Annotated in this window: 22 protein-coding genes; 13 read left to right on the top strand and 9 right to left on the bottom strand. The window is 73.2% G+C overall.

The window, feature by feature from the left end:
• Nucleotides 1-38 precede the first annotated feature (38 nt).
• The 3 genes from OP18_RS35645 to OP18_RS35635 form a co-directional block, all read right to left on the bottom strand.
• Nucleotides 39-3425 (bottom strand): ATP-binding protein, encoded by a 3387-nt coding sequence (locus OP18_RS35645; protein WP_081971406.1) that lies wholly within the window; start codon nucleotides 3423-3425, stop codon nucleotides 39-41.
• A gap of 122 nt (nucleotides 3426-3547) precedes the next feature.
• Nucleotides 3548-3922 (bottom strand): hypothetical protein, encoded by a 375-nt coding sequence (locus tag OP18_RS35640; RefSeq protein ID WP_033363524.1) that lies wholly within the window; start codon nucleotides 3920-3922, stop codon nucleotides 3548-3550.
• 47 nt (nucleotides 3923-3969) lie between these two features.
• Nucleotides 3970-4284, bottom strand: a complete 315-nt coding sequence (locus tag OP18_RS35635) for a hypothetical protein (protein ID WP_033363523.1) — start codon at nucleotides 4282-4284, stop codon at nucleotides 3970-3972.
• A 338-nt stretch (nucleotides 4285-4622) separates the two neighbouring features.
• Here OP18_RS35635 and folP point away from each other — a divergent pair, with 338 nt between their 5' ends.
• The 7 genes from folP to OP18_RS35600 all read left to right on the top strand — a co-directional run bounded on the left by folP (nucleotide 4623) and on the right by OP18_RS35600 (nucleotide 9247).
• Nucleotides 4623-5420, top strand: coding sequence for a dihydropteroate synthase (gene folP, locus OP18_RS35630; RefSeq protein ID WP_052387813.1), 798 nt, complete (start codon nucleotides 4623-4625; stop codon nucleotides 5418-5420).
• 20 nt (nucleotides 5421-5440) lie between these two features.
• A complete protein-coding gene (gene folB / locus OP18_RS35625; RefSeq protein WP_033363522.1) occupies nucleotides 5441-5806 on the top strand; it encodes a dihydroneopterin aldolase in 366 nt (121 codons plus the stop codon).
• Nucleotides 5803-6324, top strand: a complete 522-nt coding sequence (folK, locus tag OP18_RS35620; RefSeq protein ID WP_033363521.1) for a 2-amino-4-hydroxy-6-hydroxymethyldihydropteridine diphosphokinase — start codon at nucleotides 5803-5805, stop codon at nucleotides 6322-6324. The genes folB and folK overlap by 4 nt, the downstream gene beginning before the upstream one ends.
• A gap of 15 nt (nucleotides 6325-6339) precedes the next feature.
• Complete coding sequence (locus tag OP18_RS35615) at nucleotides 6340-6912, top strand: DUF3180 domain-containing protein (RefSeq protein WP_033363520.1); 573 nt, start codon at nucleotides 6340-6342, stop codon at nucleotides 6910-6912.
• 67 nt (nucleotides 6913-6979) lie between these two features.
• Complete coding sequence (locus tag OP18_RS35610) at nucleotides 6980-8407, top strand: ABC transporter permease (protein WP_052387812.1); 1428 nt, start codon at nucleotides 6980-6982, stop codon at nucleotides 8405-8407.
• A gap of 30 nt (nucleotides 8408-8437) precedes the next feature.
• Entirely contained in the window at nucleotides 8438-8725 is a 288-nt protein-coding gene (locus tag OP18_RS35605; RefSeq protein WP_033363519.1) for a hypothetical protein, read from the top strand.
• A 48-nt stretch (nucleotides 8726-8773) separates the two neighbouring features.
• On the top strand, nucleotides 8774-9247 hold the full coding sequence (locus OP18_RS35600) for a hypothetical protein (protein ID WP_033363518.1): 474 nt from the start codon (nucleotides 8774-8776) through the stop codon (nucleotides 9245-9247).
• A gap of 54 nt (nucleotides 9248-9301) precedes the next feature.
• On the opposite strand, the gene OP18_RS35595 is transcribed toward OP18_RS35600, so the two are convergent.
• Nucleotides 9302-10258 carry an ABC transporter ATP-binding protein gene (locus tag OP18_RS35595; RefSeq protein ID WP_052387844.1) on the bottom strand — a complete coding sequence of 319 codons (957 nt, stop codon included), beginning with the start codon at nucleotides 10256-10258 and terminating at the stop codon, nucleotides 9302-9304.
• Nucleotides 10259-10296: 38 nt separating this feature from the next.
• On the opposite strand from OP18_RS35595, the gene OP18_RS35590 reads away from it, so the two are divergent.
• From OP18_RS35590 to OP18_RS35575, 4 genes are all read left to right on the top strand, one after another.
• Nucleotides 10297-10977, top strand: coding sequence for an ABC transporter permease (locus tag OP18_RS35590; protein ID WP_033363516.1), 681 nt, complete (start codon nucleotides 10297-10299; stop codon nucleotides 10975-10977).
• Between the two features lie 103 nt (nucleotides 10978-11080).
• Nucleotides 11081-11752: an ABC transporter permease gene (locus OP18_RS35585; RefSeq protein WP_081971405.1), complete on the top strand. Its 672-nt coding sequence runs from the start codon at nucleotides 11081-11083 to the stop codon at nucleotides 11750-11752.
• A 166-nt stretch (nucleotides 11753-11918) separates the two neighbouring features.
• Entirely contained in the window at nucleotides 11919-12899 is a 981-nt protein-coding gene (locus tag OP18_RS35580; protein WP_033363514.1) for a glycine betaine ABC transporter substrate-binding protein, read from the top strand.
• 95 nt (nucleotides 12900-12994) lie between these two features.
• Nucleotides 12995-15166, top strand: a complete 2172-nt coding sequence (locus OP18_RS35575) for a hypothetical protein (RefSeq protein ID WP_156090027.1) — start codon at nucleotides 12995-12997, stop codon at nucleotides 15164-15166.
• 215 nt (nucleotides 15167-15381) lie between these two features.
• Here OP18_RS35575 and OP18_RS35570 read toward each other — a convergent pair whose 3' ends face one another.
• Genes OP18_RS35570 through OP18_RS35550 form a run of 5 tightly spaced genes read right to left on the bottom strand, consistent with a single transcriptional unit; the run spans nucleotide 15382 to nucleotide 19266 of the window.
• Nucleotides 15382-16518, bottom strand: coding sequence for an NADH-quinone oxidoreductase subunit D (locus OP18_RS35570; protein ID WP_033363512.1), 1137 nt, complete (start codon nucleotides 16516-16518; stop codon nucleotides 15382-15384).
• Nucleotides 16519-16528: 10 nt separating this feature from the next.
• On the bottom strand, nucleotides 16529-16819 hold the full coding sequence (locus OP18_RS35565) for a type II toxin-antitoxin system PemK/MazF family toxin (RefSeq protein WP_033363511.1): 291 nt from the start codon (nucleotides 16817-16819) through the stop codon (nucleotides 16529-16531).
• Nucleotides 16806-17063, bottom strand: coding sequence for a DUF6364 family protein (locus OP18_RS35560; RefSeq protein ID WP_033363510.1), 258 nt, complete (start codon nucleotides 17061-17063; stop codon nucleotides 16806-16808). The genes OP18_RS35565 and OP18_RS35560 overlap by 14 nt, the downstream gene beginning before the upstream one ends.
• 32 nt (nucleotides 17064-17095) lie before the next feature.
• Nucleotides 17096-18049: an SAM-dependent methyltransferase gene (locus OP18_RS35555; protein WP_033363629.1), complete on the bottom strand. Its 954-nt coding sequence runs from the start codon at nucleotides 18047-18049 to the stop codon at nucleotides 17096-17098.
• An 8-nt stretch (nucleotides 18050-18057) separates the two neighbouring features.
• Nucleotides 18058-19266: an amino acid deaminase/aldolase gene (locus OP18_RS35550; RefSeq protein ID WP_033363509.1), complete on the bottom strand. Its 1209-nt coding sequence runs from the start codon at nucleotides 19264-19266 to the stop codon at nucleotides 18058-18060.
• A 142-nt stretch (nucleotides 19267-19408) separates the two neighbouring features.
• Between OP18_RS35550 and tmk the strand changes: the two genes are divergently transcribed.
• Together tmk and OP18_RS35540 are read left to right on the top strand one after the other, a co-directional pair.
• Complete coding sequence (gene tmk / locus OP18_RS35545) at nucleotides 19409-21577, top strand: dTMP kinase (RefSeq protein ID WP_052387810.1); 2169 nt, start codon at nucleotides 19409-19411, stop codon at nucleotides 21575-21577.
• A complete protein-coding gene (locus OP18_RS35540; protein WP_033363508.1) occupies nucleotides 21574-22779 on the top strand; it encodes a DNA polymerase III subunit delta' in 1206 nt (401 codons plus the stop codon). Before tmk ends, OP18_RS35540 begins: the two co-directional genes overlap by 4 nt.
• Nucleotides 22780-22832 lie beyond the last annotated feature (53 nt).

Raw genomic sequence — 22832 nt, 5'->3', positions numbered from 1 at the left:
GGTGACGATGATTACCGCTGCGTACACAGGCAGGCGTCTCACCTGTCGACCTCCGGGTCGTCGTCGTGGACGTCCACGACCTCGCCGCCGACGGTGCCGTCGACGGGTACACCCCCAGGTGTGGTGTCCAGGTACCGCAGGAGGTCCCGGACGTAGGAGACGTCGACGCGGACCTTCTGGACCCGGCCGTCGACGTCACGCATGACGAACTCGCGGAAACCGAGGCGCGACGAGGAGGCGGTGTCGACCTGGGAGAGCGCGGCCAGGGTCTGCTCGTAGCCGACGTCGGTGGGGACGCGCAGCAGGCGCAGCGCCTCGGCGGCGATCTCGCTGTCCTCGGCGATGCGGCCGACGAAGACGGTCGAGACGAGGTTCTGCACGTCGAGGCCGAGGATGTCCTTCGGGTTCTGCGAGGCGACCAGCGCCGCGAGGTTCCACTTGCGGGAGTCGCGGGCGAGGCGGACGAGGAAGGAGCGGCCGGAGCGCCAGCCTTCCATGAAGTGGGCCTCGTCGAGGCCGACGAGCTTGCGCTGGGTCATGTCGCCGCCGTAGCAGCGGCGCACGGCGAGGCGGTGGGCGGTGTGCAGCATGGGTAGGGCGAGGGACTCCTCGGCCGACCAGTACTCGCGCTCGATCTTGAGGTCGGGCAGGCGGAGCCCGGCCATGGTGATGACGGTGAGGGTCGCGTCGGCGCCGAGGAGGCCCGGGGGAGGGGTGCCGAAGAAGAGCATGGCGAGGGGCATCTCGGCGGTGTCCAGCAGGAGGTTGCCGAGCTCCAGGGCGTCGTGGTCGCCGGTGTCGCGCAGGGAGCGGATGACGTCCTCGAGGGTCGAGGACTCCTCGGCCGGGACCTGGCGCACGGCGTGGCGCAGCATGGTCGCGGTCGACGCCTCGCGGGCGACCTGCGGCGGGACCAGCATCATGCAGATGTCCTGCACGAGCATGCGGCGCTCGGCGCGCGCGTTGGAGATGGCGATCTCGAACTCGCGGTCGCCGGAGGCGCCGGGGGCGTAGTGGCCGCGCTGCGGGGTGGGGATCAGCGAGTACGGCGCCAGGGTGCCCTGCTCGGAGCCGGTGAGGTTGAGCACGCGGGAGTACGGGGCCAGTTCCGGCATCGCGCACAGCCGGGCCAGCGGGCCGGACGGGTCGAGCAGCGTCACCTGCACGCCGCGGCGGGCGTTCAGGTACCCGAGCGCGCCCATGAGGGTCGACTTGCCACCGCCGGGCTCGGCGACGAAGACGGCCAGGCCGGAGCGCTCGCGGACCTCCATCGGGAAGTGCAGGTCGAGGAAGACGGGGCGGCGGGAGGTGCCGGCGGTGCGGCCGATGAGGTCGCCGCGGCGGTCGCCGACGGTGGAGGCGGCCTGCGGCAGGGCGGCGGCGAAGAGCTTCACCGGCATGCGGCGCAGGTAGCCGGTGTTCGCGAGGGGCTCGCCGGGGATGAACTCGCGGGCCAGCCAGTCCTGCTGCTTCGGGTGCTGCAGGGCGATGCGCATCTCCCGCGAGTACATCTGGGTGACCCGGCGGGCCCGCTCCAGGCACTCCTCGCGGGTGCGGCCGCCGACGGCGATGCGGTGCCAGCCGTGCGCGCGGGACGAGTCGACGGGCAGGCCGGTGCTGATCTCGTCGCCGATGGTGAGGGCGCGCTTGGCGAGGCGCTCCAGCTCGGGCGGGGCGTCGATGCCGTGCTCGCTGTAGTCGGCCTGCTGGGAGCGGATCAGCCGGAGCCGGTGCTCGAGGTTGCGGAAGGAGTCGTTGGGGCCGAGGATGTCGATCCGCGAGGAGAGCTCCATCGGCCACGGCAGCCGCTCGTGGAAGTGCAGCCAGGGTTCGTGCCGCTCCGGGATCTCCAAGGGCTCCATGCGGCCGACGGTGAGCACCGCGACGTGCCGCTCCTCGCCGCTGACCCGGTTGACCAGCTTGACCGTGGAGCCGTAGGGGGTGCGGTAGCGCTCGACCTGCTCGGTCAGGGCCAGCAGGTCGCCGCGGTCCCAGGCGCCGTCGAGGGTGGTGATGTGCCCCGGCGGCGACATGCACAGCGCGACCGAGCGGTAGAGCAGCCACTCCAGCTCGAACGCGGTGACCCGCCGCCCGCGCATGCCGAACGCGCCGAGGACCTCGTCGAACTGCTCGACGGTGCGGGCCATCCGGCGCCGTTCGGCGTCGGCGACGCCGCGGCGGAACAGCGAGCCGATGCGTTCGGCGAACGTGTCGCCGAGGGTGCGCCGGGCGAAGGAGATGCCGAGGTAGGTCTGGCCCTCGGCGTGGTTGATCGCCAGGAGGTGCTTCTGCGCGGCGACCAGGTGGTCGGCCCACGACGGGCCGGCGCCCGCGGACGGCAGCGGATACGGCGTGTTGTTGTCCACCACGCGGGCCCACTGGTCGGCGGGGAACGGCTTGGTGGTGCGCCGCAGGTGCAGCCGGAACCCGGCGAGGCCGGCGTACTGCTCGGAGATCGCCGACAGCAGCGCCTCGCGCTCGGCGTCGGGGCGGAACGCCCAGCGGACCTCGGGCAGCCAGTACCACGCGGTGACGGTGTTCGGCGTGAACGTCAGGTGCCCGGCGATCTCCGTGATCGCCAGGTCGATCGAGGCCTGCCGGTCCTTGTGCCGCGGCTTCGGGGTGCGCTCCAGCGGGGTGCGCCGCCCTGGCTTGACGGCCGCCGGCCGCTGCTGCTGGCCGGGCTGCTGGCGTCCGGGCGGGTCCGTCTGGGTCCGCCGTGCGGGCGGCACGATCTCCCGGCCCGGCACCACCTTGCCGTTGTTCTTCGCTGGTGTACGACTGGCGCCGCCGCCCGACGGCCGGCTGGGCAGGCGGGTGGAGCGGTCCGGCTGCCGCTGGGAGGGCTGCCGGTCCGCGGGCCGGTCCGCGGGGCGCCGCTCGGCGACCCCCGGCCGGCCGAGCTGGCGCGGGTGCTCGCCGCTCCAGTCGAGGATCTCCGGATATCCGGGGTGCTCTCCGCTGCGCTCCAGCCGGTCGGCGGGCCGTGCCGAGGCGGGCAGCGACGAGGCCGGCTGCGCCGGCGGCAACGACGCCGGCGGTGAGGAGGCCGGCGCCGCGGCGGACGGCAGCGCGGGCCGTCCCGCGTCGGCCGGGTAGCGCTCCACGGGCGGCCGGCCGAGCTGCCGCCGCTCGTAGGTCTCTTGCCCGTTCGCCGGCAGCGCCTCGGTCCGCTGCGCCACCCGCTTCGGGGCGCGCAGGTCCTCCGGGGCCCGTCCGGCCCCGGCGCCCGACGACGGCGCCGCGGACACCGGGATGCCCGAGACCGGCCGGCTGCTGCCGGGGTCCAGGGCCTTCACCCGGTCGCGGGGGCGACCGCCGGGCGGGTCGTCGAACAGGCCGAGGAACGGCGAGTCGACGTCGGCCGCGGGTGGCGCGCTCGCCGGGCGGTCGGCCGCCGGGCCGCGGGCCGGCCCGCGGAACATCGCCACGCGACCGCCCTCGGCGGCGGCCCTCAGTCCGCCATCGTAATCAGACGTGTGCGCAGCGTCGTCATCCGTGTCGGGCTGATTCGAGTAGCCCCCGGTGCGACGGGGAGGCGGGTTGGTCATGCGAGATCACCGGTGAGTTCCGGGCGGATCCGCACCCTGGTGGCCACGAGCTTGGCATCGCGCTGCTCGCGGCTCGGCTCCCGGGTGTGACGCCAGTCGGTCAGGGCTGTGCGGACCACCATCCGGGCGGGACGGTCGGGGTCGACGTAGCGGAAGATCAGCGACGTCGCCACGATCGCGAGGGCGATCTCGTATGCGGGGAAGTAGTCGACCTGCAGGGTGATCAGGTAGCGGATGAACATGAACAACGGCACCAGCAGCGCGAACACCCCATACTGCGCATACGGCAGCTGGATGGGCAGCGTGTAACCGGGCGGCCCGAGGTAGACCAGGCGGGCCCGGTAGATGTCGTCGTCGGTGCGCAGCCGCATGTCTTGTTCACTCGTCTCGGCAGTGAGGCCAGGAAGGCACGGCAGCTCTAGTTGAAGAGCAGTTTGACGAGGGAGTCGCCGAAGAAGAACAGCGACGCGGCACCGGCCACAAAGGCCAGCCCGATGATCGCGATGGCGGAGCTCGTCAGCACCCGGGAAACCTCACCCTTGCTGGCTCGGCCGATGAAGATGACACCGAGTGCGGCGAGGAGGATCGGCACGATCTTGGTCGTGAAGAAGTTCAGGATGCCGTCGGTGTTGATCGTCTTCGGTTCGGGGTTTGGCGACGGGGCCAGAGCGATGGCGTCCGCGACGCGGCTCGTCTCCCCCCACAGCGCCTGGCCGATCTCCAACAACATCATCAGACCTCCCCGGAGGCGCGACGGGCGAGGTGCACGCCGCGCGTTAAGCCTCGCTGATAAGACGACCCGGTCATACGACCCCGGCTGCTGTGTCGCCCTCCAGCGGAACCTTATCCGGGCGTTTGCCCTGCTAAATGCCCATTGTCGGGTTTAACGGTCCGAATAACGTTCACTTGCAGAGAGTACGTTGCGGCCCTCTTTCCAACAAGCTGACCGGTCCGTGATCAGTGTTGCTGATGAGGCGCCCGAGCGGTTACCCCTGGTGGGGGACAGGTGACGGTTCGAAGGTGAGTACCTTCATTCAGGTGACGCTCCTTCGCCGTCCTTCCCCCGTGGTCATGGGGGTGCTCAACGTGACCCCCGACAGCTTCTCCGACGGGGGGCGCTACGCCGGGCTCGGTGCCGCCGTCGAGCACGCCATGCAGATGGTCGGCGAGGGCGCCGACGTGATCGACATCGGCGGCGAGAGCACCCGTCCGGGTGCCGACCGGGTCGACGCGCGCACGGAGCTGGACCGGGTCCTGCCGGTGATCCGCGAGCTGGCCGCGGCGGGGGTCACGATGAGCATCGACACGACCCGCGCGGCGGTCGCCGCCGAGGCGGTCGAGGCCGGCGTCGCCCTGGTCAACGACGTGTCCGGCGGTCTGGCCGACCCCGACATGGCCCGGGTGGTCGCCGAGGCCGGCTGCCCGTGGGTCCTCATGCATTGGCGCGGCCATTCGCGAAGAATGGCCGATTTGGCCGTTTATGACGATGTCGTGAAAGAGGTGTGTGCCGAATTGCTGGAGCGGGTCGACGAGGCCGTCGCCGCCGGTGTGGCACCCGAACGGCTGATTCTCGACCCGGGGCTGGGGTTCGCGAAGAAGGCCGAGCACACCTGGCGGCTGGCCGCGCACCTGCCGGAGCTCGTCGCGCTCGGCTACCCGGTGCTCGTCGGATCCAGCCGCAAGTCGCACCTGGGCCGGCTGCTGGAGGCCGCCGACGGCTCCCCGCGCCCGACCGGGGACCGGGAGGCGGCCACGATCGCCACGACCGTGCTCTCCGTCGCCGCGGGCGCGTGGGGCGTGCGGGTCCACGAGGTCCGTGGCAACGTGGACGCGATCAAGGTGTGGCAGGCCGTACAGGCGGCTCGATGACAGCGACGACGGACGGTGACATGGCGCTCGACCGGATCACCCTGACCGGGCTGCGGGTCCGCGGCAACCACGGCGTGTTCGACTTCGAGCGCCGCGACGGGCAGGACTTCGTGATCGATGTGGTCCTGGAGCTCGACCTCGCCCCGGCCGCGGCGTCCGACGACGTCACCGACACCGTGCACTACGGCGAGCTGGCCGGCAGCCTCGCCGAGGTGGTCGCGGGCGAGCCGGTCAACCTCATCGAGACCCTCGCGCACCGCCTCGCCGGCGTGTGCCTGGCGGATCCGCGGGTACGAGCCGCCACCGTGACCGTCCACAAGCCGCAGGCCCCGATCCCGCACGAGTTCGCCGACGTCGCCGTCACCATCCGCCGGCAGCGGGCATGACCAGGGCCGTGCTGTCCCTCGGCAGCAACCTCGACGACCGCGAGGCCAACCTGCGCGGCGCGGTGGCCGGCCTCGGCGACGTGGTGGTTGCCGTCTCCGGGGTGTACGAGACACCCCCGTGGGGCGATCCCGACCAGCCGCACTACCTCAACGCGGTGCTGCTCGCCGTCGACCCGGCGGCGGGCCCTCGCGACTGGCTCGACCGGGCCCACCAATTGGAGGGCGCGGCGGGCCGCGTCCGGGACCCGGCGCGCCGCTTCGGTCCGCGTACGCTTGACGTAGACGTCATCGCCGTATGGGGCGACGACGACCGGCCGGTCACCACCGACGACCCGGAGCTGACCCTGCCCCACCCGCGGGCACATCTGCGGGCGTTCGTGCTCCGGCCGTGGCTCGACATCCAGCCCTACGGGCAGCTGCCGGGTCACGGATGGCTCTACGACCTGGTCCGGGCCGCCCCGGTGGCCGCCGACCTCGCCGACCTGCGCCCGCGGGAAGACATCCACCTCGATTCGTGATCTGGAGCCGAGCCGATGGCCACGCCGTCACCCGACGAACCGAACGCGACCGGGCCCAAGGGCCGGATGGAGCCGACCCGGCCGGCCACCCTCGTCATCGCCGCGCTCGCGACCACCGCGCTGGCCTGGATCGGCATCAGCAGCCTGTGGAACAGCCTGCCGACGCTGCCCTGGCTGCCGCCGCTCACCCTGATCGGGCTGGCGATCTTCGAGGGCTTCGAGGCGTACTCGACCCGCAACCGGATCCTGCGCAAGGAGGGCGCCGGCCCGCTGCAGCCGCTGGTGGTCGCCCGGTATGCCGTCCTCGGTAAGGCGTCCGCGCTGGTCGCGGCCCTGTTCGGCGGCCTCTACCTGGGCATGTCGTCCTGGCTGCTGACCCAGCGCGGCGTGCTGGCCAAGGTCTCGGAGAACCTGCCGCAGGCCCTGCTCGGCGTCGCGGGATCGATCGTCCTGCTCGCGGCCGCGCTCTGGCTCGAGCGGGCCTGCCGGGTGCCACCCAGCCCGCGGGACAAGGATCTTCCCAGGCAGGGCCGCCTGGACGGGCGCCAGGAGGGGGAACGCTCAGAGGACGAAAGCCTCGATCGATAGGGTTCTGGAACAAACACTGTCGTCTTCCTCGCCCAAAGACTGTCGCGCGTCACAATCCGCGGTTACTGTGCGACCCGTACCGGTCGTCGGCTGGCAGGAGGCGCGCGCGATGGCGTACGACGACTCGCGGTTCCGCGGTGAGCCCGGGTTCCGTGAGGAACCCGACTTCCGTTCGGGCGGCGTGCCCGAGGACGCACCGACGCTCGGCGTCTCCAACCAGTCGGTCTACACGCCCGGGTCGTACTCGGCGAGCCCCGACTACAGCGTCCCGCCGACGGAGAGCACGCTCGGCCTGGCCGCCCGGCGCGCCACGCCCAGCGCGGCGCAGCTCGACGACGTCTTCGACGACCCCGAGCACGGCGAGCCCGGCCGCGACCGGCTGGCGGTGCACGTGCTGTGGGAGATGGTGCTCCTGCTGGCCACCGCGTCGCTGCTGTTCCTGCTGCGCGACGCCCGGCCGGAGGCGCTGCGCGGCGCCGAGCTCGAGTCGCTGCTGCTCGCCGGCGCCGAGCTGGGGCTCGTGGCGATCGCCATGGGGCTCACCCTGCGTGCCGGCGCGGCCAACCTGGCGATCGGCCCGATCGCGTACGCGTCGGCCCTGTTCTTCGCCGACAACTCCGACCGCGGCCTGGCGATGACCGCCGGCATCACCGCCCTCGTCGCGCTCGGCGTCGGCGTGGTGATCGCGGTGCTGGTCGTCGGTTTCCACGTGCCCGGCTGGGCGGCGAGCCTCGGCGTGGCGCTCGCGCTCATGGCCTGGATCGCCGACCAGAACGCGGAGAAGGTCGTCCAGGGCGCCTACGACCCGCACGACCATGCGCTGTACTGGCTGCTCGCGGTCGTCGCGCTCGGCGCCGTCGGCAGCGCCGTCGGCCTGATCCGGCCGGTCCGCCGCGCCGTCGGGCGCTTCCGCCCGGTCGCCGACCCGGCCCGCCGCCGCGGCGGGGGCGCGGCCACCATCACCGGCCTCGCGATCGCCGGCTCGGCCCTGCTCGCCTCGGTCGCCGGGGTGCTGACCGCCCTCGACGTCCGCGAGATCGCCACCACCGAGAACGGCATGGCCGCGGCCGGGCTGTCCACCACCGCCCTCGCCCTCGGCGCCGCCCTCATCGGCGGGACCTCCGCCTACGGCCGCCGCGGCGGCGTCCTCGGCACCGTCCTGGCGGTCGCCGCGATGACGGTGCTGTTCCGGTACTCCACCGCCGAGCAGTGGAACATCTCCCCCCTCGCGGTGGCCGGCGGCGCGATCGCGATCGGGCTGGTCGTGACCCGGCTGATCGAGACGTTCGGCCGGCCGCGGACGGCCGCCGAGGAAGCGGTCGAGGAGGAGGTCTGGACCCCCAGCACCGCCTCGACCGGCGGCTACGGCGCCAGCCAGGCCGAGCCCGACAACGGCTGGTCCGCCTCGCGCACCGGCGGCTGGACGAGCCAGCTGCCGGCGCGCACCACCGACGAGGACTGGGGCGTCGAGGAGCGGTGGGGCAGCAGCCGCTGACGGCGCCGCCCGGCTCGCTAAGCTGAGGTCATGACCGACGCCACCCTCGCGGAGCTTGACGCGCTGTCCACCGAGGAACTTCGCGAACGCGCCTTCGGCCTCGCCCGGCAGCGTCGCGACCTGAAGTTCTTCTGGGACCTGTTCAAGCACGTCACGTCCAGCAACGACGAGACCCAGGACGGCTGGCTCGGCTCCCTGGACGCCACCGTCGACGACGTCGTCGCGCTCTGGCGCGAGGTCACCGACCACACCTACGGCGAGTCCGAGCCGCTGGTCAGGGCCGCCTTCATCGACTACCTGATGTCGCCATCGAAGTAACTACGGGTATCTGTTTACGAATTTTGTTTCCCGGGACTAATCCGGGGCATGGCAATCACTCGTTCGCGCTACCGCACCGCGACAAGCGCGGGCACCCTGGTGGCGTTCCTACTGGTGCTGATCTTCGGCAGCCCCTGGTACGTCGACTGGGTCAACTCGGGCAACCGCGGTCTGTTCCTGGAGACCCTCGCGTGGCCGGCCTGGAACTTCGACACCGACCAGTCCGTGCGTGACCTGCTGGCCGCCGATCTGAAGGCGATCCTGCTGGTCCTGTTCACCGCGGTCTTCATCACGCTGCTCGTCGGCGCGCAGCTCGCCAGCGCGCGCGGCACCATCTCGGCGATCCTGACCGGTTGGGCCGCCTACATCTTCGCGGCCGCACTGGCCGCCCTCATCACCGCGTTCCTGCTGGCCGACGCCTCGATCAGCAGCGCGGTCGTCAACGCCGCCGGTGGCGCCGGATACGGCCTCATCGTCGGCTGGATCATCGGCCTGGCCTCCATGGCGGGCCGCCGGCCCTGACGCGCTGACCAGAAGACCGGCGACGGACACCCCCGTCGCCGGTCTTCGCGCTGTTCAGCGCGGTGCGGCGTCGACGTCGGCGAGCGCTGCCTGTACATCGGCGGCGGACAACACGCCGATCGGCTCGTCGCCGTCGCGGACCACCGCCGCGGCCGCCCCCGCGGCCAGCATCGCGCCGAAGGCGACGCGCAGGGTCCCGCCGGCGGGCACCGTGGGCAGGTCACCGGGGGCGCCGTGGAGGGGCTGCAGGCGGTCGCGGGGGATCGGGGTCACCGACAGGCGCATGATGCCGCGGTCCTCGCCGATGAACTGCTCGACGAAGGCGTTCGCCGGGTTCGCCAGCAGCTCCGCGGGCGTCGCGTACTGCTCCAGGCGGGCGTGGTCGGACAGCACCGCGATCCGGTCGCCGAGCTTGATCGCCTCCTGCAGGTCGTGCGTGACCAGGATCGTCGTCTTGCGCACGCTCTGGCGCAGCCGGAGGAACTCGTCCTGCAGCCGCCCCCGGTTGATCGGGTCGACCGCCGAGAACGGCTCGTCCATCAGCAGCACCACCGGGTCCGCGGCGAGCGCGCGGGCGAAGCCGACCCGCTGCCGCTGCCCGCCGGACAGCTCGTGCGGGTAGCGGGCCGCATACCGCCCCGGCTCCAGCCCGACCAGATCGAGCAGCTCGTCGGTGCGCCCGGCGATGCGGGCCTTGTCCCAGCCGAGCATCCGCGGCACGGTGCCGACGTTGGCCCGGACCGTCTGGTGCGGGAAGAGCCCGACGTTCTGGATCACGTAGCCGATGGTCCGCCGCAGCCGCACCGGATCGACCTTCGTCACGTCCTCGCCGTCGACCAGCACCCGGCCCCTGGTCGGCTCGATGAGCCGGTTGACCATCCGGAGCACGGTCGACTTGCCGCACCCGGACGGGCCGATGAGCACGGTCACGTCGCCGCCGGCGACATCCAGCGTCAGCTCGTCGACCGCCGTGGTCTTGTTCGGGTACGTCTTGCCGAGCCGATCGAGCATGATCGGCGCGCCGTCGGCCTTCGCGGTACGGTCCACGCATGTCCTTCCTGGCTCGCGGTGAGGCGGGCAACCCCTGGTTCTCCTGGAGCTATGTCCGGGACAACGCCGACACGATCCGGGACGCGCTGCTCGATCACGTGGCCATCACCGTGTGGTCGGTCGCGATCGCGGTGGCCATCGCGGTGCCGCTGGCGGTGCTGGCGTACTGGGTGCGCCCGCTCGCCACGCCGATTCTGACATCAGCCAGCGTGCTTTACACGATTCCGTCCCTGGCGCTGCTGGCCTTCCTGGCCCCGTTCCTGGGCACCGGCCGCACCCCGGTCGTCGTGGCGTTGGTGCTGTACGCGCTGATCGTCATCATCCGCAACGCGCTCACCGGACTGCAGCAGGTGCCCGGCGACGTGCGGGAAGCCGCCACCGCGATGGGCTACGGCCGGGGCGCCCGGCTGCTGCGCGTCGAGCTGCCGCTCGCCCTGCCCGCGATCCTCACCGGGCTGCGGCTGGCGACGGTCTCCACAGTGGCGTTGGTCACTGTCGGCGCGGCCGTCGGCTCGCAGGGCGGGCTCGGCGCGCTGATCCTCAGCGGTTTCCGCAACAACTTCTACAAGGCGCAGATCGCCACCGCCGCGCTCATCTGCGTGCTGCTCGCCCTGGTGCTGGACCTGCTGCTGGTCGCGCTGACCCGGGCCCTCACGCCGTGGACGAGGAGGAAGGCATGAGCGTGCCGCAGCGCAGCGGAGGGCTGCGAATCATGAGCTCAGGGCGCAGTTCAGGCCGGCGCCGCAGCGAAGCGGAGGTGACGGCGTGAACGCGTTCGCTGAGATGGTGACGTGGTTCAACGATCCGTTGAACTGGACCAACCCCGACGGGATCCTCACCCGGCTGCGCGAGCACCTGGAGATCTCGTTCCTGTCCGTGCTGTTCGGCTGCCTGGTCGCGTGGCCCGTCGGGATCTGGCTCGGCCGGCGCGGTGCGGGCTCCGGTGTCGTGGTCATCCTGTCCAACATCACGCAGGCGATGCCGGTCATCGCGCTGCTGACGATCCTGTCGCTGAGCCCGCTGGGCATCGGCATGCGGGCCGTCGTGGTCGCGCTGACCGTGTTCTCGCTGCCGCCGCTGCTGGCCAACGCGTACACGGGCATGCGCGAGATCGATCCGGAGGTGCGTGACGCCGGTAAGGGCGTGGGTATGACCGCGGCGCAGCTGCTGTGGCGGGTCGAGATCCCGCTCGCCGTGCCGTTCCTGGCGACCGGGCTGCGCATCGCGACCACCCAGGTGGTCGCCACCGCCACCCTCGCCACCCTTGTCAACGGCGGCGGGCTCGGCAACATCATCTCCGCCGGGTTCGGCCTCGGGCCGGGCCGCGGCGACGCCCAGATCCTTGCCGGCGCGGTCCTGGTCGCCCTGCTCGCGCTGCTGATCGACGGGCTGATGGCGGTACTGGAGCGCAAGATCACACCTCGGGTGTTGCGCCAGGCCGCAGGGCGGGTGTGACGGGTCGTTACGAAACCGTGCCTGGTTGCGGTTGCCGATTTCCCATCGGCGGAGTTGCCTATGGGAAGCGGGCGGGCTTCATTGCCGATAGCGCCGCCCGTCGGACACGCGGCCGGTCACAGTGATCGCGCCGGGACACGGAAGGCGGGCCATTTTGCGAACTGCCATGCGCGCCACGCTCGGGGTCCTTCTGGGCCTCGCCACCGTAGGCCTCGCGGCCTGCGGCGAGGAGGGTTCCTCGGGCACCCAGGCGCCGGCGAGTGTGAGCGGGGCAGGCTGTGCCCCGGTCGCCGGTGACAAGCTCGTCGTCCTCACCGACGACAAGCAGCTGCAGACGGCGGACAACATCATCGCCGCGATCAACACGAAGGCCGCCGACCCGGCCCTCGTCGCGGCGCTGGACAAGGTGGCGGACGCGCTCACCACGGAGAAGCTGATCCAGCTCAACAAGGCGGTCGTCGTGGACCGCAAGACGTCCAAGGTCGCGGCGGAGGACTTCGCCAAGGCCGAGAACCTCACCACCGGCATCGAGAAGGGCAAGGGCGGGGCGATCAAGATCGGCGCCGCCGACTTCGCGGAGAACGCCACGCTCGGCGCCCTCTACGAGATCGTCCTGGACGCCGCCGGGTACGACGCGACCGTCCAGACCATCGGTAAGCGCGAGATCTACTACGGCCAGCTGACCAAGGGCGACCTCCAGGTCGTCCCCGAGTACGCCGGCACCCTGACCGAGTTCATCAACGGGCAGGTCAACGGTAAGGACGCCAAGGCCCTCGCGTCCGGCGACGTCGACAAGACCGTCACCGCGCTCAAGGAGATCGGCGGCAAGGCCGGCCTGACGTTCGGCAAGGCGTCGAAGGCGGCCGACCAGAACGCGTTCGCGGTCACCACCGCGTTCGCCGACAAGAACGGGGTGAAGACGCTCAGCGACTTCGCCAGCAAGTGCTCCGGCAAGGACACCGTCCTCGGTGGCCCGGCGGAGTGCCCGCAGCGGCCGTTCTGCCAGCCGGGTCTGGAGAAGACGTACAGCATCCAGTTCGGCAAGTTCGTCAGCCTCGACGCGGGCGGCCCGCAGAGCCTCGACGCGCTGAAGAAGGGCACGGCCTCGATCGCGCTCGTCTTCTCCTCGGACGGCTCGCTCGGCTAGCCCCGGCGATAACGCACGGTAGTTGCCAAATGCCCGTCCTCGACCCCGAGGGCGGGCATTTCGCTTGCTCTGAAGACTAGGTAAGGTCTCTGCTCATGCCAGGCGCGGAAACCACCGGAGGAGTGCGGAGCGCCAAGCTGCTGCAGATCCTCTTCTGGGCCGGGGTCGGTCTCGCCCCGCTGGCCGCGCTGCTGCTGCTCTTCGGCGGCGGGTTCGTCCTGCAGCTCGCCGCGGTGCTCGCGGTGGGCGTCGTGGTGCTCATCGGACTGTCGATCGCCCTGCGCCCCGACCACGAGAACCTGCGCGGCGAGATCGAGGAGGCGATGTTCGAGGAGCTCGACACGCTCCGCGACGACATCCGCGGCGACATCACCCACGCGGCCCGCGCCACGCACGGTCAGCTCGTCGAGCGCATCGGCGTGCTGCACGAGACCGTCGACGCCCTGCGCAACCAGGTCGACATGATGCGCGGCCAGCTCGAGCGCACCACCCGCGCCGCCCAGCAGGCGGCCGCCGCGCAGCACGCCGGCCCGCAGCCGGTCGGCTCCGCCGCGGTCCCCCAGGGCGTGCTGCGGCACACGGAGACCGTGCAGGTCACCACGAAGACGATGGTCGTCGACCCGACCGACCAGCGGCGCGACGGCACCGTGTACGGCGCCCGCCCGGTCGAGATCCCGCAGCAGCGCCGCCCGGCCGGCGAGTGGTCCGACCGCGACGGGCAGGACTGGCACGAGCCGGGCGACCGGGGCCGCCCCGACGGTGGCGCCGGGCGGGTCGTCGACGCGAGCCACTGGAGCGAGTCCGGGGACCGCACCGGCCGCGCCGCCCGCCAGGGCTGGGGCGACCGCGGCGAGGACCCCGACACCGACCGGGGCGCGGATCGGGGCACGGACAGGGGCGCGGACAGGGGCGCGGACAGGGGCGCGGACAGGGGCGTTGACCGGGGCGTTGACCGGGGCGTTGACCGGGGCGCCGACCGGGGCGCCGACCGGGGCGCCGACCGGGGCCGGGCCGGCGCGCACGACCGCGGCCGGGCGGGCCGGGAGGCCGCCGAATGGGCCGACCAGTCCGACCGCACGGGTCGCGGCGAATGGGGCGCCCGGCCGGACGACGACGCCGGGCGGGTCGATCGCGGGCGGGGTGACGCCGGTGGGCGCACCGGCCGCGGCGGCTGGTCCGACGCGGACCCCGGCCGCGCCGAGGGCGGCTGGTCCGACGGTGACGGCGGCCGGCGCCGCCGAGACGAGCGGGCCGACGGCGGCGAGGCCGGCGGGCGCCGCCGCCGCGACGAGCGCGACGACTACGGCGACTACGGCCACGGCGACCGGGGCGACTACGGCAGCCACGCCGGCCGGGGCGACCGTGGCGACCACGGGGACCGTGGCGATTACAGCGACCGTGGCGAACGGAGCCGGGGTCACCACGCCGACCGCGGCGGACGTGGTGAGCACACTGACCGCGGGGGTCGCGACGAGCCGTCCGACCGCACAGACCGGGCCTGGGGCGCCGAGCGGATCAGCCGCTCCGAGCGCACCGAACGCTCCGAATGGACCGAGCGCAGCGAGCGCTCCGAGTGGATCGAACGCACCGAGGCCCCCCGCGAGGAGTCCTGGACCGAGCAGCTGCTGCGCGAGCGGATGGCCCGCGCCGACGGCGACGGCCCGTCCCGCGACGTGGAGCGGACGGGCGGCCGGCGCCGCGCGTACGACCCTGACGACGACGCCGGCAGCGTGACCGGCGTGCGCACCACCGACCGGTGGGCGTCGGTCCACAGCGACGAGCGCGGCGGCCGTGAGCTGCGCATGGGTGAGCGCCGCGCCGCCGTCCACGCCGACGAGACCGGCACCCACGTGCGCATCGAGGACCGCTGGGCGTCGGTGCGGCACGAGGAGTACCCGCCCGCCGACGAGCCCCGCCGGGAGAGCCCGCGCCGCTCCGAGGCCCGCCGCGAGCGCGAACGCGAGGCCGACGCGCAGTGGTCCGAGAGCAGCTACGAGGAGGCCCGCCGCGACGACACGGGCACCACCCGCTGGTCCGAGGTCCGCCGCGACCGTCCCGCCCTCGGCGCCGCCCAGGCGGCACTGCCGGCCGCGCCACCGTCCCGCTGGCAGGACCCGGCGCCGTCCCGCGAGGACGAGCGCGTCCCCCGCCGGGCCCGTCACGACGACGACGAGGACTACGGCTGGAACGGCTCCCGCGACGAGCCCCGCTCCCGCCCGGCCCGCCAGATCGTCGACTTCGAGGGAAACGACGACCGCTGGCGCTGAGCGCCCCGCCGCCGCTGCGGCGTCACGAGGTGCGGGGCGACCACGACGGCTCCGCCCGGTCCGGCCCGCGACGGAGGCCCGACCACGACGAAGCCAGGAAGCGCAGCGCCAGATTTCGCCGGTCGGGCCAGGTTGGGAAGTGCGAGCGCAGCGAGTATGAGGGCTGCGGGTGGAACCCCCGCCGCCGCGCCGGAGGCGCGGCAGCCAGCACAGCCCTACTTGTCGACGTCGCCCACCACGAAGAACATCGAGCCCAGGATCGCGATCAGATCGGGCACCAGGGTGCCCGGGAGCAGCTTCGACAGGGCCTGCACGTTGGAGTACGAGGCGGTGCGCAGCTTCAACCGCCACGGGGTCTTCTCGCCGCGGGACACCAGGTAGTAGCCGTTGATGCCGAGCGGGTTCTCGGTCCAGGCATACGTGTGCCCCTCCGGCGCCTTCACCACCTTCGGCAGGCGGACGTTGACCGGGCCGGTGACCTTGTCGACCTCGTCGAGGCAGGCCTGGGCGAGGTCGAGTGAGGCGTACACCTGGTCCAGCAGCACCTCGAAGCGGGCGTGGCAGTCGCCGGCGGTGCGGGTCACCACGGGGACCGTGAGCGAGCCGTAGGCCAGATACGGCTCGTCGCGGCGCAGGTCGAAGTCCAGTCCCGAGGCGCGGGCGACCGGTCCGGAGGCCCCGAACGCGGCCGCGTCGGCGGCGGAGAGCACGCCGACGCCGACGGTGCGGGCGAGGAAGATCTCGTTGCGGCGGATGAGGTTGTCCAGGTCCGGCATGCGCCGGCGGACCTGGTCGATCGCGGCGCGGGCGCGGGTGGTCCAGCCGGCCGGGACCTCCTCCTTGAGGCCGCCGACGCGGTTGTACATGTAGTGCATCCGGCCGCCGGACGCCTCCTCGAGGACGGCCTGGATCGTCTCGCGCTCGCGGAAGGCGTAGAAGACCGGGGTGATCGCGCCGATCTCCAGCGGATACGAGCCGAGGAACATCAGGTGGTTGAGCACCCGGTTGAGCTCGGCCAGGGCGGTGCGCAGCCAGACGGCGCGCTCGGGGACCTCGATGCCCATGAGCCGCTCGACGGCGAGGACGACGCCGAGCTCGTTGGCGAACGCCGACAGCCAGTCGTGCCGGTTGGCCAGCATGATGATCTGCCGGTAGTCGCGGACCTCGAAAAGCTTCTCCGCGCCGCGGTGCATGTAGCCGATGATCGGCTCGGCGCTGAGCACCCGCTCGCCGTCCAGGACGAGCTTGAGCCGCAGCACGCCGTGGGTCGAGGGGTGCTGTGGGCCGATGTTGAGCACCATGTCGGCGGTGTCGAGGCCCGCCCCTGTGCCGACCGTCAACTCGGAGGTCATGCGAACCAGCCTAGAGGTCCTGCAGGATCCGCAGCGCGCGCGAGACGTTGTGCATCGTGGCGGTGTCGGCGACGGCGACCCGCTCCGTGAACCAGCGCTTCAGCGGCGAGGACAGCCGGTCGGGCATGACGACGAGGTCGTCGAGCTCGACGGCGAGCGGCGAGTCGCGCAGCTCCTCCTGGTCGGTGACCTCGGCGACGATGACCACGGGCACGTCCGTGCTGTTGAACACGTCGGAGCTGATGATCAGCCCGAGGCGCTCGCGGGCGCCCTTGATCAGCCAGACCTCACCGCGCCGCACGGCGCCCGCTGAACAGCTCCGCGTCGACCAGGGCGATCTCCTCCTCGTCGGCGAGCGCGGCGCGCTCCAGGTCGGGCTTGGCCCGGCGGACCGCCTCGGCGTGCGCGGTGAAGATCTCGCGCAGGGCGCGTTCCTGCGCGGCGCGGTCGATCCACGCGCTGAGCGAGACCCCGTCGCGCTCAGCCCAGTGCCGGGCGTCGGCGATGGTCTGATCGGAGAAGGACAACGTCACCTTGGCCGTCATGCCGCACAGTGTACCCCCGGTATGACCAGACGTCATACCCAGCGCATGACCCAGTGGTGGCCGCCGAGCCCGGCCGGGTCGGTCAGCTCGGCACCCTCGCCGGCCCGGGCCAGGGCGCGCACGTAGCCGGCCGGGTCGGTGGAGGCCATCGCCAGCGGCGGCCGCCCGCCGTGCACCCCGAGCAGCCGCAGCGCCTCCCGTTGGGTCAGCAGCAGGTGGTGTACGTCCAGCGAGTCCAGCGCCACCGCGACCGTCAGGTCGCACGACCCGTCGGGCACCGGCGGGGTCTCCTTGCCGTGCCGGAAGCCGGTGAGCGTGCCGAACAGCGGCCGGGCGCCGCGCAGGTGCCCGTAGTCGACCGCGAGGGCCAGGCCGCGCGCGACGCTGCCCACCGCGGCCGCCCACGCCTCGTCCCGCGGCCGCCCCACCTCGGCGCGGGCGCCCTCCGGCAGCCCTTCGAGGGGCCACCACGTGGCCAGCCACGCCGCGTCCTGCGGGGTCAGCGGCGCCTCGTCGAGCGTCTCGGTGCCGTCGGCGGCGCAGCACACGTACCGTGGCCGCGACCGCGCATCGAGCTCCACGATCTCGACGGGGATGTTGTCGAGCCACTCCGTGGCCACGAGCAGGCCGGTGATGCCGGAAGGGATGCCGGTGGCCCAGCCGATCCGCGCGGGCAGCTCGGGCGGGCGGGGCGCGACCTCGACGCCGACGGCGGCGACGCGGGCCACCACGGACGGCGGCAGGGCGGCGAGGACGCCGCGCAGCAGCTCGCCGCGGCCGGCGCCGACGTCGACCAGGTCGAGGCGGGCCGGCCGGTCCAGGGCGTCGTCGAGGCGCTCCAGCAGCGTGGCGATCGCCCCGGCGAACAGCGGCGAGGCGTGCGCGCTGGTCCGGAAGTGCGCGGCGGGGCCGGGTCCGGGGCGGCGGAAGAACCCGTCGGGGCCGTAGAGCGCCCGCTGCATCGCCGCCCGCCACCGCACGCTCACGCTCACGCTCACAGGAAGACTTTGCCTTCTCCCCGGTACGTCGGCACCACGTCCACGATCGTGTCGCCGGACACGAGGTGCACCTCGTTGACGTGCTCGCACAGCTCGCCGGCCTTGGCGTGGCGGAAGTAGACGCGGTCGCCGAGGCGCAGGCCGGCGGCGCCGGGGCCGACCAGCGGGGTCTGCACCTCGCCGGCGCCCTCGGTCCCGATCAGCTCGAGCCCTTCCGGCAGCCACGGCAGCGGCTGGCGGGTCGGCGAGGTCTCCCCGGAGGCGATCCAGCCGCCACCGAGGACCGTCGCGACCCGCGCGTCCGGCCGGCGCACGACCGACATGGCGAAGAACGCCGCCGGTTGCGGGCGCCAGCGGCGGTACCCGTCGAAGAGCCACGGCCCGAACAGCCCTGATCCGGCGGCCACCTCGGTGACCGCGGGGTCCTGCGCGGTGGCCTGGACGCTGCCGGTGCCGCCGCCGTTGACGAACTCCAGGTCGGCGTGGCGGCGGACCTCGGCCACGACGGCCGCCCGCCGGGCCAGCAGCTCGGGGAACGACCGCGACTGGATCGCCCGGATGAGCGCGCCGCGCACCGGGCGCCCGGGCGGCGCGTCGCCGAGGCCCGCGATCTGCGCCTCGTAGCACATGAGGCCGACCAGCCGGAACCCGGCACGGCCGGCGATCGCGGCGGCGAGCTCGCCCGCCTGGCGGGCGCTGTGCACGGGCGAGCGCCGCACCCCGATGTGCACGCCCCGGGCGGGGCGCCACGAGCCGTCCAGGTCGATGCAGACCCGCACGGCGCCGGCCCGCTCACTGGCCGGGACCACCGCGTCGATCAGGTCGAGCTGGGCGGTGCTGTCGACCATGACGGTGACGGTCGCGGCGAGCTTCTCGTCGGTGGCCAGGCGGTGCAGCGCGGCCCGGTCGGCCGTCGGGTAGGCCACCAGGATGTCGCCGGACGTGCCCTGCCCGGCCAGCCAGATCGCCTCCGGCAAGGTGTACGCCATGACGCCCCGCCAGCCCGGCTGCGCCAGGGCCCGGTCGATCAGCGCGCGGACCCGCACCGACTTGCTGGGCACGCGCAGCGGCTTGCCGGCGGCCCGGCCGAGCATCGCGGCGCTGTTGGCGTCGAACGCATCGAGGTCGACGATCGCGAACGGCGGGTCGAGATCGGCGGTCGCCCGGTCGTAGCGGGCCCTGAGGGCGTCACGTGAGCTGGACACGACTCACCGTACCGAGTCGACGGTGAATATGAAAGAACCTCGCGTACGGCGCGTCGGTCGACACCTGGGCGACACCTGGAGACCGGTAGCGTGGTTACAGTAAGCGTTCTACTGAGGAGGTGCCGCCATCGCCAGCAGCGACTTGTCCGGCTTCGGCGAGCTGAAGGCGGTCCTGCGCATCCGGCCGTTCCGCCGGCTGTGGGCGGTGCTGGGGCTGTCGTCCCTCGGTGACTGGCTCGGCCTGCTGGCTGCCTCGACGTTCGCCGCCGCGCAGGTGGACAACTCGGCGGCGCAGGGTGTGGCGTTCGGCTCGGTCATCGCCGTGCGCCTGCTGCCCGCGCTCGTGCTCGGGCCCGTCGCGGGCGTGTTCGCCGACCGCTTCGACCGGCGCCTCACCATGGTCGTCTGCGACCTGATCCGGTTCCTCTTCTTCGCCTCGATGCCGGCCGCCGCGCTGGTCGTCGACGACAGCACGCTCGTGATCGCGTGGGCCGCCATCGCCACGTTCATCATCGAGACCACCGCGATGATCTGGACGCCGGCCAAGGAGGCGGCGGTGCCCAACCTGCTGCCCCGGGCCCGCCTCGAGACGGCCAACCAGCTGACGCTCGCCACCACGTATGGCATCACGCCGGTGCTCGCCGGCCTCGTGCTCATCGGCCTGGAGAAACTGGTCGTCGTGGTGTTCGGCGCCACGGACCGCCCGGCGGGCGCGGAGCCGAGCGAGGTCGCGCTGTGGTTCAACGCGCTGACGTTCCTGGCCACCGCGCTCACCGTGTTCTTCGGCATCAAGGAGATCAGCGGCCGGCGCACCGCCGACGTCGAGCGCAAGCCCGGGATGCTCAAGGAGTTCACCCAGGGCTGGTCGTTCGTCAGCCGGACCCCGCTGGTGCGGGGCCTGGTGCTGGGCATCTTCGGCGCGTTCGCCGGCGGCGGCGTGGTCGTCGGCACCGCCAAGTTCTACGCGGTGTCGCTCAGCGCCGGTGACTCCGGCTTCGCGCTGCTCTTCGCGACGCTGTTCCTGGGCCTCGGCGTCGGCATCGCGGCCGGCCCGCGCATCGTCGGGGCGCTGTCGCGGCGCCGCTGGTTCGGCCTGTCGATCGTGCTGGCCGCGGGCTCCGTGCTCATCCTCGCCCTCGCCACGCATCTGGCCGTCGCCGTCGGCGGCGCCCTGCTCGTCGGCGTCGGCGCCGGCATGGCGTTCCTGTCCGGCACCACGCTGCTCGGTGGCGAGGTCGCCGACGACATGCGCGGCCGCGCGTTCGCCTTCGTGCAGATGGGCACCCGCGTGGTGCTCATGCTCACCATCTCGCTGTCCAGCGTCATCGTCGGCGCCGGCGGGTCCCGGCACCTCAACCTCGGCTTCCGGGAGTTCGAGGTCTCCAGCACCCGGCCGCTGCTCGCCCTCGCCGGCATCCTCGGCGTCCTCGCCGGTGTCGTCGCACTGCGCCAGATGGACGACAAGAAGGGCGTGCCGCTCTTCGCCGACGTGCTCGGCTCCATCCGTGGCCGCCCCCTCAGCCCCGACGAGCCGCTCGCGGCCCGCGGGCTGTTCATCGTCTTCGAGGGCGGCGAGGGCGCCGGCAAGTCCACCCAGGTCCGGCACCTCGCCGAGGCGCTGGAGAAGATCGGCCGCGAGGTCGTCGTCACCCGCGAGCCCGGCGCCACGCCGCTCGGCGAGCGGATCCGCAGCCTGGTGCTCGACCCGCCCGAGGTCACCGGCGAGGTGGTGACCCCGCGCGCTGAGGCGCTGCTCTACGCCGCGGACCGCGCGCACCACGTGGCGTCCGTTGTCCGGCCCGCCCTGGCCCGCGGCGCGGTCGTCATCAGCGACCGGTATGTCGACTCGTCGCTGGCCTACCAGGGTGCCGGCCGCACCCTGCCGGTCGACGAGGTGTCGTGGCTGTCGAAGTGGGCGACCGGCGGCCTCAAGCCCGACCTGGTCGTCCTGCTGGACCTCGAGCCGTCCGTCGGCCTGGCCCGGGCCGGCCGCCGCGGCGACGCCGACCGCCTGGAGAGCGAGTCGCTCGCGTTCCACGAGCGGGTGCGGTATGCGTTCCTCGACCTGGCCTCCGCCGACCCGAGCCGCTACCTGGTGCTCGACGCGTCCCGGCCGGCCGAGGCCCTGGCCACCGGCGTGCTGCAGCGGGTCCGGCACCTGATGCCCGCCGAGGAGGAGTTCGACCTCGAGGAGGCGATCGAGGAGGCCCTCGAGGACGCCGCCGAGACGGTCACCGCGCTGACCGGCGACGAACTGACCGACGAGCTTCCCGACGAGTTGCCCGACGGGGGCCGGGAGACCAGGGTATGAGCGTGGACGTCAGCACCGCCCCGCCGATCTTCGCCGAGCTCGTCGGCCAGGACGACGCGGTCGCGACGCTGAGCCGCGCCGTCGCCTCGGCCGCCGCGATCGTCCGCGGCGACGTCGCCGAGGCGGGCATGACCCACGCGTGGCTCTTCACCGGCCCGCCCGGCTCCGGCAGGTCGGTGGCCGCCCGCATCTTCGCCGCCGCGCTGCAGTGCCCCGACGGCGGCTGCGGCGAGTGCGCGGCCTGCCACACCACGCTCGGCGGCACCCACGCCGACGTGCGGTTCGTGGTCCCGGAAGGGCTGTCGATCGCGGTCGGCGAGATGCGCGCCCTGGTGCTGCGCGCGGCCAGCTCACCGACCCAGGGCCGCTGGCAGGTCCTGCTCGTCGAGGACGCCGACCGGCTCACCGAGGCCGCCGGCAACGCGCTGCTCAAGGCCATCGAGGAGCCGCCGCCGCGCACCGTCTTCCTGCTGTGCACGCCCAGCACCCACCCCGACGACATCTCCGTCACGATCCGCTCCCGGTGCCGGGTCGTCGCGCTGCGCCAGCCGCCCGCCGACGCGATCGCCGCGCTCCTGCGCCGCCGCGACGGCCTCGACGAGCAGACCGCGGCGTGGGCGGCGGCCGCCGCCCAGGGCCACGTCGGCCGGGCCCGCCGGCTCGCCGGCGACCCGCAGGCCCGCGCCCGCCGCGAGGCGGTCCTCGCCGTGCCGCGCCGCCTGACCGGCATCGGCGCCGCGTTCGACGCCGCGGCCGCGCTCATCGAGGCCGCCGAGGCCGAGGCCGCCGCGTCCGTGGCCGAGACCGACGCCAAGGAGCGCTCCGCGCTGGAGACCGCGCTCGGCGCCGGCGGCACCGGCAAGGGCGCCGCCGGGGCGGCCCGCGGCTCGGCCGGGCAGCTCAAAGACCTCGAGCGGCGGCAGAAGTCCCGCGCCACCCGGGCCCAGCGCGACGCCCTCGACCGGGCGCTGGTCGACCTCGCCGGCTTCTACCGCGACGTGCTGGTCCACACGTTCGCCGCGCGGGTCGAGCCGGTGCACGGCGACACCGACGAGCTGGCCGCCGCCGCCGCGCAGAAGTGGGCGCCGGAGAGCACCCTGCGCCGCCTCGAGTCGGTCCTGGAGTGCCGCGTCGCCATCGAGGCCAATGTCAAGCCACGCATCGCCGTCGAAGCGATGATGCTCGCCCTCTGGCGCGGCTGAGAGTTATCCACAGGGCGCGGTTCGGGGTTCCGTGTCACTCACCGGTGCCGTAC

This window comes from Dactylosporangium aurantiacum (assembly GCF_000716715.1).
Taxonomy (GTDB): Bacteria; Actinomycetota; Actinomycetes; order Mycobacteriales; family Micromonosporaceae; genus Dactylosporangium; species Dactylosporangium aurantiacum.
This window is presented reverse-complemented; position numbering and strand designations above follow the sequence as displayed.